General features: G+C 67.7%; 12 protein-coding genes. 4 read left to right on the top strand and 8 right to left on the bottom strand.

Annotated elements, in window-relative coordinates:
• The first annotated feature begins 5 nt into the window (after window positions 1-5).
• Window positions 6-560, top strand: coding sequence for a dTDP-4-dehydrorhamnose 3,5-epimerase family protein (locus ACQPYS_RS00695; protein WP_433491443.1), 555 nt, complete (start codon window positions 6-8; stop codon window positions 558-560).
• A gap of 181 nt (window positions 561-741) precedes the next feature.
• Here ACQPYS_RS00695 and ACQPYS_RS00690 read toward each other — a convergent pair whose 3' ends face one another.
• Window positions 742-1224: a DUF4282 domain-containing protein gene (locus ACQPYS_RS00690; RefSeq protein WP_433491442.1), complete on the bottom strand. Its 483-nt coding sequence runs from the start codon at window positions 1222-1224 to the stop codon at window positions 742-744.
• 286 nt (window positions 1225-1510) lie between these two features.
• Here ACQPYS_RS00690 and ACQPYS_RS00685 point away from each other — a divergent pair, with 286 nt between their 5' ends.
• Window positions 1511-2008 carry a hypothetical protein gene (locus ACQPYS_RS00685; RefSeq protein WP_174551742.1) on the top strand — a complete coding sequence of 166 codons (498 nt, stop codon included), beginning with the start codon at window positions 1511-1513 and terminating at the stop codon, window positions 2006-2008.
• A 116-nt stretch (window positions 2009-2124) separates the two neighbouring features.
• Here the strand turns inward: ACQPYS_RS00685 and ACQPYS_RS00680 are convergent, their stop codons facing one another.
• Window positions 2125-2553 (bottom strand): GtrA family protein, encoded by a 429-nt coding sequence (locus ACQPYS_RS00680; protein ID WP_431939605.1) that lies wholly within the window; start codon window positions 2551-2553, stop codon window positions 2125-2127.
• Window positions 2554-3296: 743 nt separating this feature from the next.
• Here ACQPYS_RS00680 and ACQPYS_RS00675 point away from each other — a divergent pair.
• Together ACQPYS_RS00675 and ACQPYS_RS00670 are read left to right on the top strand one after the other, a co-directional pair.
• On the top strand, window positions 3297-4772 hold the full coding sequence (locus ACQPYS_RS00675; RefSeq protein ID WP_433491441.1) for an FAD-binding protein: 1476 nt from the start codon (window positions 3297-3299) through the stop codon (window positions 4770-4772).
• Entirely contained in the window at window positions 4769-5548 is a 780-nt protein-coding gene (locus ACQPYS_RS00670) for a decaprenylphospho-beta-D-erythro-pentofuranosid-2-ulose 2-reductase (RefSeq protein ID WP_433491440.1), read from the top strand. Before ACQPYS_RS00675 ends, ACQPYS_RS00670 begins: the two co-directional genes overlap by 4 nt.
• Before the next feature lie 167 nt (window positions 5549-5715).
• On the opposite strand, the gene ACQPYS_RS00665 is transcribed toward ACQPYS_RS00670, so the two are convergent.
• From ACQPYS_RS00665 to ACQPYS_RS00640, 6 genes are all read right to left on the bottom strand, one after another.
• Window positions 5716-5877, bottom strand: a complete 162-nt coding sequence (locus ACQPYS_RS00665; RefSeq protein ID WP_168165647.1) for a hypothetical protein — start codon at window positions 5875-5877, stop codon at window positions 5716-5718.
• A 122-nt stretch (window positions 5878-5999) separates the two neighbouring features.
• Complete coding sequence (locus ACQPYS_RS00660) at window positions 6000-9254, bottom strand: arabinosyltransferase domain-containing protein (RefSeq protein WP_433491439.1); 3255 nt, start codon at window positions 9252-9254, stop codon at window positions 6000-6002.
• A gap of 154 nt (window positions 9255-9408) precedes the next feature.
• Entirely contained in the window at window positions 9409-11409 is a 2001-nt protein-coding gene (locus tag ACQPYS_RS00655; protein WP_433491438.1) for a galactan 5-O-arabinofuranosyltransferase, read from the bottom strand.
• 130 nt (window positions 11410-11539) lie between these two features.
• A complete protein-coding gene (locus ACQPYS_RS00650) occupies window positions 11540-11968 on the bottom strand; it encodes a PIN domain-containing protein (RefSeq protein ID WP_431939501.1) in 429 nt (142 codons plus the stop codon).
• Window positions 11965-12189 carry a type II toxin-antitoxin system VapB family antitoxin gene (locus tag ACQPYS_RS00645; RefSeq protein WP_431939502.1) on the bottom strand — a complete coding sequence of 75 codons (225 nt, stop codon included), beginning with the start codon at window positions 12187-12189 and terminating at the stop codon, window positions 11965-11967. Before ACQPYS_RS00645 ends, ACQPYS_RS00650 begins: the two co-directional genes overlap by 4 nt.
• An 81-nt stretch (window positions 12190-12270) precedes the next feature.
• Window positions 12271-15588: an arabinosyltransferase domain-containing protein gene (locus ACQPYS_RS00640; RefSeq protein ID WP_433491437.1), complete on the bottom strand. Its 3318-nt coding sequence runs from the start codon at window positions 15586-15588 to the stop codon at window positions 12271-12273.
• Window positions 15589-15641 lie beyond the last annotated feature (53 nt).

The following is a 15641-nucleotide window of genomic DNA, read 5'->3' as shown; positions in this document are numbered from 1 at the left end:
GGTAGATGCGGATCAGTGAGATGTCGGTCCCCGGCGCCTGGGTTTTCACGCCGAAGATCCACGGCGACGACCGGGGCGCCTTCGCCGAGACCTTCCGGGCCTCGGAGTTCGAGAGGGCCACCGGCCGGTCCTTCGATCTGCTCCAGGTCAACACCTCGGTTTCGGCCGCCGGCGTGCTGCGCGGCATCCACTACACCGATGATCCGCCGGGTCAGGCCAAATACGTGACCTGTGGCCGCGGCGCCTTCCTCGACGTCGTGGTCGATCTGCGGCCGGGCTCCCCCACCTTCGGCCGCTGGGACAGCGTGGTGCTCGACGATGTGGACCGCCGGTCGGTGTTCCTGTCCGAGGGGCTCGGGCACGCGGTGCTGTCACTGCAGGACGATTCGGTCCTCACCTATCTGTGCTCGCTCGAGTACAGACCCGAGCACGACCACGATCTGGACGCCTTCGATCCGGACCTGGCCATCGACTGGCCGGAGACCGGTCGGGACGGGCAACGGCTCACCTTTCTGCGCTCCCCGAAGGATGCCGCGGCGCCCCGGTTGCGAAACCGCTGAAATACGGGCCGGGCGACCCGACCCTTCTATCCGGGAAGCGGCCGAGTTATTCGGCCGCCCGGCGACAGTGATTTGCCCTACCGCGAGAATTCGGCGCTATTACGCGAGTCGCGGTGTTATTTGCGCGACCCACGGCGGAAACGCCAGAACTGCACCGCCCGCACATCTTCGGAGAGCTGGTTCACCGGTTCGGCCACCTCGGACAGCACCTGGAACAGGTCGTCGGCGAGATCGCCGATGTGTTCCACCCGGTCGCCGGCCGGGAGGCGTTCACCAGGAAATCGAGGAAGAGCCGGACCGCGGCGGCGATCGCCACCGCGAAAGGCAGCGCCAGCAGGGCCGCGAGTACCCCGAGCAGCGCCGAGACCCGCTGAGCCGGCACGGTCAGCGCCACCGGCACGATCACCGCGAGGACCAGTCCGAGCAGGTAGACCAGCGGTAGCAAGGTTTTGGTGGCGGGCCTGCGGAACTGCACATCCAGCAGTCCGCGGATGGCGTCGGCGTCCCAGTGCCGGACCGTCCGAGCGCCGGCCTCGGGCAGGGCTTCGTCCTCGGCGGCGGCCGCGTCGGCGAAGCGTTGCGCGGCTTCGGCGCGCCAACTGAGCTTCCGCCGGATTCGCCGACCAGACGAATCCGCAGTATCGTCCTCCTCCGGCGGTCTCACTCCCGCGCCGGCCGGGAGAGGAACCGCCGCCTCAGGTGCTCCGGCCACCGCCGGACCGGTTCTCGGGGATTCGTCCGCTGCCTCGCTGGCCATAACGGAATACTTCCCGGATTGCGCCCGCGAAGCCAACCAACATCCCGACGATCGTCCTGTACCAGTGAATGTCGACTGCTGCCACAAATGAGAGGAAGCCGACAGTCGAAAAAAAATCGCTGGAACGGCGTAACGCCCCGGGCACCCGGCACCGATACGACCCATGAAAGCCGGAGCTTATCTATACCGGGGAATGGAGATGACAGTGCGTACGACGTTTCCGACTTCCGTCTCGGCGGCCGCCAAGTCCGCTGCCGCGCGGGATTACGCCCAGCGTGGCTGGACGGTCGCCGAAACGACCAACGGCCTGTGCCTGATCACCGACGCAGACCTTTCCGCCGTCGAGGTCACCGGGGAGTTGGCCGCGTCGGTCCGCCGGTATCTGCGAGCGAACAACATGACCGGTCCGGTGATCGAGATTCCGGGCGCCGAGCGCCGGGAGATCCATCTGGTCACCGGGATGCGCAAGGCCGGACGCGCCGTCGCGGCGTTGCGGGCCGCCGGTGCGGTCGTGCACACCGACGGCGACGGCATCCCGCTGCCGCCCACCCACCTCTCGGCCGGTTCGGCCAGCTGGAGCGTGGACCCGGAGGAAGCCCGCTGGATCCCGCCGGTGGTCGCGATCGGCGCCGCCGTCCGTTCCGTGCGTGCCCGCCGGCCGCAGCGCCTGGCCAGCGTCGCCTGCGCCTGAGGCGCCGGCCGCGACCACCGCGGCCTCGGTAGTACCCGACGAGAAAACAAGAGAAACCCATAGCGATGAGCCCCGGAAGTCCGCGACGACCGGGGCTCATCACTGTGCGCGGGGAACTAGCGGATACGGAAGATGACCAGGCGCTGGACGACGAAGTTGATCACCGTGGCCGTACCCTGCGCGATCACATAGGCCAGCGGGACGCGCCACCACAGCCCCTCGTCGAAGGCATGGTAGAAGACCCAGTTGATACCCACCTGGACGCAGAAGGTCAGCGCGTAGAGGATCACCACCGCGGTGAAACGGGCCCGGCTCGGGGCCGCGTTGAAGGTCCACCGGCGGTTGATCAGATAAGCGGTCGTGGTGCCGGCGATGAAACCGATCGCCTTGGCCGGATTCACCGGCAGCCCCACCACCTCGAGCAGCAGCACGTAGAGCCCGAAGTCGACCACGGCCGACAATGCCCCGGTGACCGCGAACCGCACCAACTGGGTCACCAGACCGATCTGCGCACTCCCGGATCCGGCATCGTCCGGCTCCCGCACGGCGACGGCCGGATCCTCGGCCGCGACGGGAACATCCCCGGTGCCGCCCGGCGTCACCCGGGGGCTCCGGCTCACTGCGTTGCTTTCAGGGCCCACCGACGGAAATGTACTTGTCCGGAGCCGCCCGTGGGCCCGCGGGTGCAGTTGGCCGTCCATAGATCGGCGACCATTGAGCACCTACCGAGTCGTGAACCTACCCAGGTCGACCATGTCCCAGGTCCCCGTGCCGCTCTATCCACTCCGCACAGCCGGCACCCGAGGTCGGGGCCCGCCCCGGTTCCGGAGCGTGTGCGAGTACGGTCGACCGCCCATGGGACGGCGATCATTGAGCACTTACAGTGCCGTGAACCTACCCATGCCGGTCGAGGCGCACATCGGCGCACACCTCTTTATCTACTTCGGATCGTCAGCGTCCGTGGTCGGGGCCCGACCCCGGTTCTGGAGCGACAGAGCGAAGGAGCGTAGCGACTGAGCGTGTGCAGTCGACAGTCCACAGAGCGGCGATCATTGAGCACTTACAGAGTCGTCAACCTCCCCAGGCCGGCCCAGGCGCACGACAGCACCCACCTTCCGCCTACTCCGGATGGTCTGCGTTCATGGTCTGGGCCCGCCCCCGATTCTGGACTGACGAAGCGAAGGAGCGCAGCGATTGAGCGGAGGAGGGAAGAATCGGGGTCACAGGGCCCCGACCCCCGCGGCGCCGAAGGCGCCGCAAATGGATACAGCCTGTAGCCTCTAAGCCGATGTCCACGAAAGCTCCGACCTCGACTCAGGCGTCCGGTACCGAGACCCCGCCGGCCGACGATCCAGTTAGCGCCGGTACGGGGTTCACGCTACCCACGCGAACCCGGACGCTCACCGGGTGGGCCCGTACGGCGGCCACCACCGCCGAAGTGCTCTCGACGAGCGACCCCGAACTCATCGCCCGCGCGGTCGCCGCTGTCGCCGAGGACAACGACGGCAAATCAGAGCACCTACGGCGCGGTGTGATCGCCCGCGGGCTCGGCCGCTCCTACGGCGACAATGCGCAGAACGCGGGTGGGCTGGTCATCGATATGACCGCGCTCAACCGGATCCACCGGATCGACCAGGACACCCGGCTGGTGGATGTCGACGGGGGTGTCACGCTCGACCAGCTGATGAAGGCCGCGCTGCCGTTCGGCCTGTGGGTCCCGGTTCTGCCGGGCACTCGGCAGGTCACCGTCGGCGGCGCCATCGGCTCCGATATCCACGGTAAGAACCATCACAGCGCGGGCAGTTTCGGCAACCATGTCCGGTCCATCCAGTTGCTCACCGCGGATGGCGAAGTACAGACCATCGGCCCCAAGAAGAACGCCAAGTTGTTCTGGGCCACCATCGGCGGCTGCGGCCTGACCGGCATCATCCTGCGCGCCACCATCGAGATGACGCCGACCGAGACCGCGTACTTCATCGCCGACGGCGATGTGACCTCCGGCCTCGACGAGACGATCGCGTTCCACAGCGACGGGTCCGAGGACAACTACGAGTACAGCTCGGCGTGGTTCGACGCGCTCAGCCCGATGCCCAAACTGGGCCGGGCGGTGATCTCGCGGGGTTCGCTGGCCAAGCTGGATCAGCTGCCGAAGAAGCTGCGCACGAACCCGCTGGGTTTCACCGGGAAAACATTCCTGACGTTCCCCGATGTGTTCCCCAACGGTCTGCTCAACAACAAGACGTTCACCCTCGCCACCGAGGTCTGGTATCGCAAGGGCGCCACCTACCGGCAGAAGCCGCAGAATCTGACGGCGTTCTATCACCCCCTCGATATGCTCGGCGAATGGAACCGGGCCTACGGGTCGCGGGGCTTCCTGCAGTACCAGTTCGTGGTGCCGCCGGAGGCGGTGGAGGAGTTCAAGCAGATCCTCATCGACATCCAGGCGAGCGGGCACTATTCGTTCCTGAACGTGTTCAAGTACTTCGGCGAGGGCAACCAGGCGCCGCTGAGCTTCCCCATGCCGGGCTGGAACGTCTGCCTGGACTTCCCGATCGCGCCCGGTCTCAACGATTTCGTCACCGAACTGGACCGGCGGGTACTGGAATTCGGTGGACGGCTCTACACCGGTAAGGACTCGCGTACGACCGCCGAGACCTTCCATCAGATGTATCCCCGGATCGACGAGTGGATCAAGGTCCGCCGCAGCGTCGACCCCACAGGCGTTTTCATGTCCGATATGGCGAGAAGGCTGGAGCTTCAGTGATCAACGCGGTAGGCAATCCGCAGTCCATTCTGCTGTTCGGCGGGACCTCGGAAATCGGCCTCGCGATCGTCGCGGAGTACCTGAAGAAGGGTCCGGCCCGGGTGATCCTGGCCACCCTGCCGGGCGATCCGCTGCGTGATACCGCGGTGGCGCAGACCAAGGCCGCGGGCGCGAGCCAGGTCGATGTGATCGATTTCGACGCGCTCGACACCGATAGCCACCCGAAGGTCGTCGACCAGGCCTTCGCCGACGGGGACGTCGATGTCGCGATCGTCGCGTTCGGACTGCTCGGCAATGCCGAGGAATTGTGGCAGGACCAGCGCAAAGCGGTGCAGATCGCGCAGATCAACTACACCGCCGCGGTCTCGGTCGGCGTGCTGACCGGCGAGAAGATGAAGGCGCAGGGCTTCGGCCGGATCATCGCCATGTCCTCGGCGGCCGGCGAGCGGGTGCGCCGATCCAACTTCGTCTACGGCTCCACCAAGGCCGGCTTGGACGGTTTCTATCTGGGCCTCGGCGAGGCGCTGCGCCCGCACGGGCCCCGGGTGCTGGTAATCCGGCCGGGTCAGGTGCGCACCACCACCACGATCGAGCACTGGAAGGCCACGGGCGCCAAAGAGGCGCCGTTCACGGTCGACAAGGAAGAGGTCGCCGCGTTGGCGGTGGACGCCTCGGAGAAGGGCAAGGAGCTCATCTGGGCGCCGGGCGCGTTTCGGTACGTGATGATGATCCTGCGTCATATCCCGCGGCCGATCTTCCGCAGGCTCCCCGTCTAGTTCCGCTCCGCCGGCTCTGCCCGCACCAGCGGGCAGGGCCGGTGAGCCTGCTCACCCCCGCACAATGCTCGAGGGCCGTCGCGCACCGATTCGATCCGGTGTTCGACGGCCCTCGTCGTATTCGGGTACTTCCGGCGGGCCACCGTGTACGGCGGCCGCAGCCACTGTCACACGCGTGTCATTCGCTGGCCCAGCTCGCGGCGCAGCACCTCCTGGGACGGCAGACGCCCGAGGACGCGCAATACCGACGGTCGTAGTTCCCTTTGCTCCTCATCGGTGAGCAAGCCGACGAGATCGCGCAATTCCATATCATCGAAGGCCGAAGTCATGTGAACCAGCCTACGGGCCGTGCTGCGGTTCGTCACCCGTTCGACAATTCCCTCACATGGAGATAAACCGATATGTGAGCCATAACACTTGATAGACGAGTCTCGATGTAGCGCAACCTCGTTCAACTCACTTTGATCGGATCGTCGGTGCTCATACCGCTTCGATCCGCCTCGGTGACGGTCGTTTCGGCCGGTACCGCGTCGCGACGATACGGAGCGAAACGCTCCAGCGAACCCCAGTCCCGGCCCCAGTCGTCGGACAGATAGGTCGCCACTGTATCGGCTTGCAGCAGTAGCTCGGTCCAGCCGAGCGGACCGCCGCCGATACGGTCCTGCCACGCGTTGGAGGCATCGGAACCGACGCGGTCGGGCAGGATCCGCCAGCGCGGCACCTCCGCGACGCCGTGGCTGTGGTCGAACGGCCGCTGGCAGCCGAAGGCCAGTCCGACATGCCAGTCCAGCAGCACCGGGTCGGTGTGTCCCACAACGGAATCCAGCGTGGCCAGCCGCGGCAACCGCGGCGGCGTGACGGCCAGCCACTGCCGTGCCGTGATGTCGTTGTCGACGGCCACCAGACGGACCGCGTTCACCTCCCGGGGCAACCGGTCCAGGGGTACGCGCAGATTACGCCAGGACGGATTGGGGCCGATATCCAGCGGTGTCACCGACCCGAGCACCGTCATGGTGCCGTCGGCGCCGCGCGTCCCGTACTCCACCGTGAGGTCCTGGCCGTAGGTGAGCACGCCGTCGGAATCCACCGATTTGATCCGGCCCGCGGCGGTCAGGGCGAGCACCCGGTAGGCCGGGTCGGTCCGCATCTCGTCGGTGAGATCCAGGCGATACCAGCCGGTGGTGAGCTTCGCCTGCTGCTGGTCGCCGCTCCGGTAGCTGCCGAGCACCGGGGTGCGGGCCGGGTCGAGGCCGAACGGTAGCGCCACCGTGGAACGGTTGATACCGGCCTGCACGGACGTGCCGCCACCGGTCCCGGCACCGGTGGTGTCGGTGGTCTTGTTCTCGGTGTCGGATTCGACGGAATTCGCACCGCCGGAAGTGGTTTCCTCGGCATCGGCGGTCAGATCCTCGGCCACGCCGTCCGGGGTGAATCCGACAGTCCGCGTCTCGGGATCGTTGGAGATCAGGCCATCGGCGGGGTTGCCCTCGTACGGGAGCAGCAGGGAATCGGCGGTATTCGTCTCCACCAGCACATCGTCTGCCAGCCCGCACGGATCGCCGGCCAGCGCACGGGTATTCGATTTGGCGACGGAGTAGGCCGGGTACTGTCCGACGGCCGCCTTGGCCAGCGAAGCGACCTCGAAGAGCACCAGCAATGCCGCCGCCACCGTGAGCGGCGCTGTGTAATACTGCGCCGCCTTCGGCGTCGCGGTTCCGGAGCCCCCTCGGTGCCCCGAACCACGGAGGTACGGCATCCGGTAGTGCATCCACAACGCGGTGAGCAGGGCGAGCACGCTGAGTCCCAGGAACAGGGTGGACAGGCCCTTACCGGCGAGCAGCGGCGCCTTGTCCCACCACGGCACACCGTAACTGGACACGTACCACCAACCGTTGGAGCCGGTGAACGTGATCGCCAGCAGGAACAGCACGGTGGCCGCGAACAGGGCGCGATTGCGCGGTGCCCGGATACCGTTGCTGCCCACCGCGACCGCGGCCAGCGCGGCCAGTGAACCCGCCAGACCCGCGTAGACACCGAAGTGATGGGTCCATTTGGTGGGTGTGAACATCATCAGCAGCAGCGAGGCGAAGACAATGCCCAGGATCCGCACCGACGGACCGCGCGAAGTCCCGGGGATCCGGCCCTTGCGCAGCACCTGCAGTACGCACACCAGCAGGCAGAGCAGCATGAGCAGGACCCCGAACCGCCGCGAGAGCGAACCGTCCGGGGAGAGCATGAGCAACGAATCCCAGCGGGTGCGTTCGTCGAACCAGGCCACATTCGGCCCGACCGCGGTACGGACGCGAGTGGCCTCCAGCACCGTGGTCAGGGTCTGGTCGGCGAAGATCACCACCAACACCAGGGTTCCGGCGGCCAGGCCCGGCAGGACGAGGCTCGCGTAGCGCCACAGCGACTCCGCCCGGGAAGCGCCGCCACGGGCGCGGGCGATGATGATCTGGAGCACCGGGCGGGAGCCGGCGATCAATGCGGCGATGCAGATGAGTCCGGTGGGTCCGGCGGCCAGGGAGAAGGCCGCGATGAGCACCGCGATCGCGGCGGGCAGCAGCCGGGCAGTGGCGATCGCGCGTTCGATCGAACACCAGGTGAGCAGCGCACCGGCCGCGATCAGCGGTTCCGGGCGCAGACCGTTGTCGTAGGGCAGCCAGAACGCCAGGAACACCAGGCCCGCGGTCCACAGGGCGATCTGATTGCCCCGTACCCGCGCACCCAGCCGGGGCAGTACCTCCCGGCTGATCACCAGCCAGCACACGATCCCGGCCAGGAGCGTGGGCAGCCGCATCCACGGGCTCGACTCCGAGATCCGCGTCATCCACGCCAGCACCTCGTAGGACCAGCCGAAGGGCGCTTCCGGCACCCCGAACCAGCGGTAGTAGTTCGCCAGATAACCGGCTTTGTCCGAGACGCGGGCCATGGTCAGGATGTAGCCGTCGTCGGAGGTGTTGGCCCCGATGATGTGCCAGCCGGCGAGTACACCGAGTACCGCGCCGTCGGCGAGCCGGAAGCGCCACCAGTGCGCGGGCAGGAAGCGGCGGGCCCGGCGGCCGTCGGTGGTGTCGAGCAGATGCAGCGCGAACAGGGCGAGCACCGTGAACACCACCGCGCCGACGATCGCGGCCAGCTTGAGCGGCGTCGGGGACGAAGTGAAACGCGAGTCGATATCGGCGTGCAACCGGATACCGTCGAGCTGCTCCCGGGGCAGGTCGGTGAACACCCCGACCAGTTGCGGACGGATATCCCGGTCCACCTCCGCGCGCAACGGTGTTCCGTCGGCCCGGGCGGTACCGGTCAGTTCCGCGGTGGTCGCGGCGGCCGCCGAGGTGAGCGTCAGGGCCTGGCAGCCGCCCAGTTCGGCACGCTCGGCCGACAACAGCGGCACATCACGCAGCACCACCGACAGGGTGTCGCCGGTCACCGCGACCCGGAGCCCGCGCGCCGACGACTGACCCGAACCGTCCGGCACCGTTTCCACCACCGTGCCCTCGGCGGTGTTCAGCACCGGGCACGGCACGGTGAGATCCAGCCGCAGCGGCTGATAGCTCACCAGCGGGGCCTCGACACTCGCCGCGCCGGCCTGCGGCCAGTCCAGCGCGGTCTGGTCTTGGCGCACCGGCAGCAGCGGCGCCGCGACGGCCAGCACGAACCCGATTAGCCCGGATACGAGAGCCAGCAGGCGGATACGGTTCAACGCTCGAGGAGATCGGTCCGGTCGCACGGGGCTCGACTCTAATAGGCGCTGCTGAGCGGAGCTCACCCGCAGACCGGGAGCGGCCGGCTCGGCGGCGCGAGTGCGGCCGGCCGGACACCGCGGGAACCGGGCGGCCGGCGGCTGGCGATACCGCTCAGCGGTTCACGACGATCAGGGTGAACGGGCCGATATCGGTCACAGTGAAACGCGGGACGTCGAACAATTTCGCGGGGAACGCGACGGTGTAGCGACGGACGTTCGGGTCGTTCGGGTACACATCGGCGGCCAGTCGCAGGGTGTACTCGTCACCACTGCGACGGAACAGGAACGCGTCGGGCGCGCGCCACGGCGCCGTGGACAGCGCGTCGAGAAGTTCGTCCGGTGTGTCCTTTTCGCTCCACTGCTCGATCGCCGCGGACCGATCCGCGTAATCGGCCAGCGGGTTGGCGTAGTGCGAGGTCATGCCCTGGAAACCGAAGTACGGGTAGTAGGCGAGGAAGGTGGTGTCGCCGGTGAGCAACACTGTTTCCGACGGTTCGCGGCCGGTCTGGACCCGCAGTGCGTCGTCGATGTTGTGGTAGTGCCGGACCGCCGACGGATCGCGCTGGTCGGCCCGCCGGCCGTCCCTGTCGGTATCGGTGTAGGCGGTGGTGATCTCGGGTGCCAGGACATGGGGGATGTCCTGGCAGTAGGCGAGCGCGCCCACCGTCGCCAGCGCTATGGCCACCCAGCGGAACCGCGTCGGTTCGTTGAGCGCCTGGTATACCGCCCGCGCCCCCTCCACGAAACCGAACCCGCCCGCGGCCGCCAGCAGGACCAGCAGCACCGGTTCCAGCCGGAACGACAGCAACGTGGATCCCGCCGCGGTGGCCAGCATCGACAGCAGCGACCACAGGTACACCGCGACCACGCCGAGGCCGAGCGACTGGGCACGGCGGGAGGAGCTCGCGCGCATCACCAGCCAGATGGTTCCGATCAGGCACAGCGCGCCGAGCAGCGAGAAATGCGCCATGGGAAACGGTAGCTCGGATCCGGCCTCCGGCAGGTAGTGGAACGCGCCCCCGGACTGCAGTTTCGGCCGATCCAGCATCCGGACCAGGAACGGCAGGAACACCGGCAGCGCGATCAGGGCGGCGATCACGCCCATCACGATCAGTCGCAACAGCGGTGCGCCGATAGCCCGGCCGGCGCTACCGACCGGCGCGTGCGACTCCCCGGTGTGTGCCGCCACCCGGCGCGGTGTCCGGGCCGCGTAGCGCAACCGCAGGCCGAGTCCGGCCGCGACCAGCGCCATGAGCACGACGGTGAACACCGCGAAGGCGAAGTACAGGGTGTAGCAGGCGGCGGCGAGCCCCAGGAACAGCCCGGTGCCCAGCACCGCGCCCCAGCCACCCGCGGTACGCGTTTCCGCCGCGTCCGCGGTCGGGCCGGCGATCTCCGCGGGGCGGTACAGCGCGCCCCACGCCATCACCAGCACCGGCGGCAACAGAATCGCGATCACCGCGCCATAGGCTTCCGGCGCGGCATAGGTGACGGCCACGGCCGTCACCGCGCTGGTGACCCCCACCGCCCAATCCGCGCGGATCAGCTGGGTCCACAGCACCAGCGATACCACCGCGGCCACCGCGATCGACCCGATCGCATACGGTTTGAACACTTCCCAGCCGTCCATCCCGAGCACATTCGCCACCCGGCCGCCGACCCAGAACCAGCCGGCCGGATAGAACGGCGGCAGATCGGCGTAGGTCATATCGCGCAACGCGGCGCTGTCGGTGAGCCGGGTCAGGTATTCGGTCCGGAACTCCTGGTCCACCGAGATACCGAACAGGTACAGCTTGGTGGCCGCCAGCGGCATCCCGAGAGTGACGGTGACGAACGCCGAGATACCGGTCCAGGACAGCAGTTTCGCGAGCCATCGCGAACGCCGCAGTCGCAGTAGGGCGATGGACCCCGCGATGAGCGCCGCGGCCCCCACCTGACCGACAGTGGTCAGTGCCCGCACGACATTGGAGGAATTGAACGCGGGCCACTGCACCAGGGAGAACGCGACCAGCCCGACGGCGACCACCACCACCGCGACCACCGTCGCGAGCACCGCTTCGCCGACTCCGGCCCCGACCTGACGCACCAACCGCGCGCCGCGACTCGTAGTCATCGGCGTACTTACCTCCGGCTCCCGATCCACCTACTGGGCGTCGGTCAGCCTAGTGCAGGGTTGTTGCTCGGACCGCGTGCACACAGAACGTGGACGACGGCGGTGATCCGAGGTGTCGCGGGCAGTGGACTCAGCGGCCGGGATCGATCGGACCTTCATGCACATTGATCTGCTGGAGCTCGACCGAGAGCCTGGTCGCGGTGACAAAGTCCGAATCATCGTGCACGACCACCAGACCGTGATGCGCCGCAGTAGCACACACTTGCAGGTCCACTGCCGACAAGCATTGGTGACTGCCTCGCTCGGCCGCGAAATACTGGACTTTCCCGATCCACTGACCGGCCACCTTCGGGACCGAAGCATCTCGGTAGAGGGTGTCGAACATTCGGCAGAAGTCCAAATACTCCTTCAGATTTCGCGCCGAGGTCAAGAATTCGCTGCGTTGCGGGTAGCAAGAACGGAACTCCCCGTTGGCAAGAGTTTCCCGCCACCGGTCCAGGACCGTGCGGTCCCGAAGGATGCGCCACAGCGCCGAGGAGTCGACAAGGTAGCCGGTCACCGGCGGAATGCCCTCTTCTCTGCCGCATGGGCAGCTTCAGCTCCTTCGATATCCCAGTCCTGCGCTAGTTCGAAGTAGTAGTCAACAGCGGCCGCACGACTCATGCGTTGGTTGTACTGCCGCAATGCTTCGGCGACCGCCGCTGTCTTGGTCTTGTGCCCACCCAGTTTCTTGGCGGTCTCCAGCTCCTCGTCGTCGATCTCGATATGGGTTAGCGACATGAGAACCTCCTGTACAAAATTCGGCGACCAGACACCAGAAATTGTACATTCCGGTGCCCGGTCGCCGCAGTCGTCGGGGGATCAGAAAACCCGCAGCCTGCCCGGATCCCACAACCCGTTACGGGTCTCGGTGCCCGTCGCCAGTTCCGCCGGTACCGCGTCGTAGTACTGGTCGTAGCGTTCCAGCGTGCCCCAGTCCCGGCCCCAGTCGTTCTTCAGGTAGGTGGGGATCGTGGTCGACTTGGCCAGCATCTGGGAGAACCCGAGCGGACCACCGAACTCCTGGGCCTGCCAGGTGTTGGTGGAGCTCACCGCGAGCGGGCGGTCCGGCAGGATGCGGAACTTCGGTACCTCGGCGACCCCGTTCACGTGTCGGAACGGGCGCTGGCAGGGGAACTGCAGGCCGACTGCCCAGTCGAGCAGAATCGGCTGCTCCGAACCCAGGTAGTCGTTGGCGGATTCCAGTTTCGGCAACCGCGGCGGGGTGAACGCCAGCCACTGGTCGCCGATCAGGATCGGATCGTTGGCGACGACCCGTACGGCGTCGGCCTCGGGGGCGATCTCGTCCAGCGGCACCCGCAGGTTGCGCCAGGACGGGAAGGGGCCGATATCGCGAGGCAGGTAGGTGCCGAGCTGTGTTACCGAACCGTCCGGCTGCCGTTTGCCGTAATCGACGGTCAGCGACTGGCCGTACTGCATGGCACCGGTGTCGTCGTAGGACAGGATGCGGCCGGCCGCGGTAATGACCACCAGCGGATGGTCGGGCGAGCGTTCCGGCAGTTCGTACCAGCTCGACGAGACGAACGCGGGCTGCTGTACACCCTCCTGGTAGCTGCCCAGGACGGGCGTGGTGGCCGGGTCCAGGCCGAAGGGCAGGGCCACGGTGCTGCCGTTCACACCCTGCGCGCCCTGTCCGCCGCCGGTACCGGCGTTCTGGCCCTCGGCGAACGCCGCGCCCACCGACTGACTGGAGGTGTTGCCGGTACCCGGTTTCACCTCGACCGCGTCGGCGGACAGATCGTCGGGGACGCCGTTGGGCGAGAAGCCGACCGGATCGACGCCGGCCAGCGGATCGTTCGGGTTGGTGGGCGGATTCGCCGGGTCGATGATCGGGTTCAGCCGGCCGGCGTTCGCGTTCGATTCGACCAGCACATCGTTGGCCAGACCGCAGCTCTGCCCGGTCAGCGCATCGATATTGCCGCGGGCCAGCGAATACCCCGGATACTGCGAGTAGGCGCCCTTGGCCAGGGAGAGCACCTCGAACAGCACCATGGCCGCGGCCACCAGCGTGAGCGGGATCGCCGCGAACTTACGGACGCGGCGGCCCCGGGCGGTGCGCGTGGAGTTCGGGGGTTTGGCGTACCCCTCACGCAGGGTGTGCCAGCCGACCAACAGCAGGGCCGCGGCGAACAGCACCAGCATCACGGTGTTGGAGGAGATACCGCCCAGCACCACCCGCTTGTCGAACCAGGGCACCCCGTAACTGGACACATACCAGTAGCCGTTGATACCGGAGAACGCCAGCGCCAGCGTGAACAGCAACCCGGCCAAGAAGATCGCCCGGTTCTTGCGCGCCCGCAGCGCCGAGGCCGATACCGCGACGGCGGTCACCGCGGCCAGCGAACCCGCGATTCCGGCGTAGGCGCCGAAGTGGTGGGTCCACTTGGTCGGGTTGAACATCATGAAGAAGATCGTGCCGAACACCACGCCCATCAACCGCCAGGTCGGCCCGGCGGCGATACCCGGCACCCGCCGCCGGCGCAGCAGCACCAGCATGGTGGTGAACAAGCACAGCAGCATCACCAGGAAGGCGAAGCGGCGCGACAGCGACCCGTCGACGGTCTCGACGAACAGGTAGTAGTACCGCAGGTAGTCCTCGTACCAGGCCAGGTTGGGCCCGGCCAGCTGCCGGATCCGGTTCGCCTCCTGGATACCGGCGAAGGTCTGGTCGCCGTAGACCACGGTGAGTACCAGGAATCCGGCGGCGGCCAACGGCGCGAGCAGCGCGACCGTACCGTGCTCCCGGTGCCGGCGCACGATGATGCGGGTGATGGGCCGGATACCGGCCAGCAGCGCAGCCACACACATGAGGCCGGTCGGCGCGGCGGCGAGGGTGAACGCCGCGACCACCACCGCCACCGCGGCCGGCAGCAATCGCCCGGTCGCGATGGCGCGTTCGATGGAAACCCAGGTGAGCAGTGCGCCGAGCGCGACGATGGGCTCCGACCGCAGACCGTTGTCGTAGGGCAGCCAGAACGCCAGGAAGACCAGGCCGCCGGTCCACAGCGGGACGCTGCCGAACCAGGCGCGTCCCCGCGCACCGCGCAGGCCGTTGCCCAGCCGCGGCACCACCTCGCGGCTGATCACCATCCAGCACAGGATCCCGCATGCCAGCGCGGGCAGCCGGACCCACGGACTGGCCGTGGAGACCTGGGCGAACAGCTGGATCACGTAGTAGTACCAGCCGAATGGTGCTTCGGGCACGCCGTACCAGCGGAAGTAATTGGCCATATAGCCCGCGTCCGGCGCCACCCGGACCATGCTCAGGATGTAGCCGTCGTCGGAGGTGTTGGCGCCCAGGAAATGCCAGAGCAGCAGCGTGCCGACGACCCCGCCGTCGGCCAGGGTGGGCTTCAGCCAGTGCGCCGGCAGGAAACGCCGGTGGCCGCGCCCATCACTGGTGTCCAGTCGCGCCAGCGCCACCAGCGCCAATACCGTGCACAGCACCGCGGCCACGATCGCGGCGAGTTTGATCCAGGTGGGGCTGGAGCTGAACCGGGTGTCGATCGTGGACTCCAGGCTCAGCCCGGCCGGTATACCGCCGGTCATATCGGTGAATACACCGACCATCTGCGGACGCAGGTCACCGACCAGCCGGCCCGCGTTGGGTTCGCCGGCCTCGGTGGTGAGCCCGACGAAGGCCGCGCTGGTGGCTTCGATATCGGAATGGATGGTGATGGCCGAACAGTTCGCCATCTCCGCCCGGTCGGCGGTCGCCACGACCGCATTACGGTCCACCACATCCACCGAGGTTTCCGAAACTCGGACGAACAGCGCCTCGAGCGCCGCGCGGTCGCCCTGCGGAGGTGCGGTGGCCAGCAGCATGCCGCCCTGCGGGGGCAGCTGATTCACCGCCGCGCACGGGATGGTCGCGGTGAGGTCGATCGGCACCTGCGACATGAGCGGTGCCTGCACATTGGCCAGGCTGTCGTGTTGCGGCCAGCTCAGCGTCGCCGTGGTCTGGGTGACGGGTAGGAAGGGTGTGGCGACCGCGAACAGCGCCCCCAGCACACCGGTGACGATCGCGACGAGACGCGCGATCCGGAAATCCTTCGGCGCGACCTTCGGCTCCGGCTCCGGTGGCGTCTTCGTCAGTACTGCGGTGGCGACTTCTGGCACGCTGGCATGCTACTTGGGCGCGGCGCGCGGGGCCCGGTGGTGCCCCCGGCGCG

Source organism: Nocardia grenadensis (assembly GCF_050942415.1).
GTDB lineage: Bacteria > Actinomycetota > Actinomycetes > Mycobacteriales > Mycobacteriaceae > Nocardia > Nocardia grenadensis.
This window is presented reverse-complemented; position numbering and strand designations above follow the sequence as displayed.

Coding starts and splice junctions, on each gene's coding strand:
- ACQPYS_RS00645 (WP_431939502.1), bottom strand. CDS start 12,189: ATGTCGCTAACCCATATCGAGATCGACGACGAGGAGCTGGAGACCGCC.
- ACQPYS_RS00685 (WP_174551742.1), top strand. CDS start 1,511: ATGGAGATGACAGTGCGTACGACGTTTCCGACTTCCGTCTCGGCGGCC.
- ACQPYS_RS00665 (WP_168165647.1), bottom strand. CDS start 5,877: ATGACTTCGGCCTTCGATGATATGGAATTGCGCGATCTCGTCGGCTTG.
- ACQPYS_RS00675 (WP_433491441.1), top strand. CDS start 3,297: ATGTCCACGAAAGCTCCGACCTCGACTCAGGCGTCCGGTACCGAGACC.
- ACQPYS_RS00695 (WP_433491443.1), top strand. CDS start 6: ATGCGGATCAGTGAGATGTCGGTCCCCGGCGCCTGGGTTTTCACGCCG.
- ACQPYS_RS00655 (WP_433491438.1), bottom strand. CDS start 11,409: ATGACTACGAGTCGCGGCGCGCGGTTGGTGCGTCAGGTCGGGGCCGGA.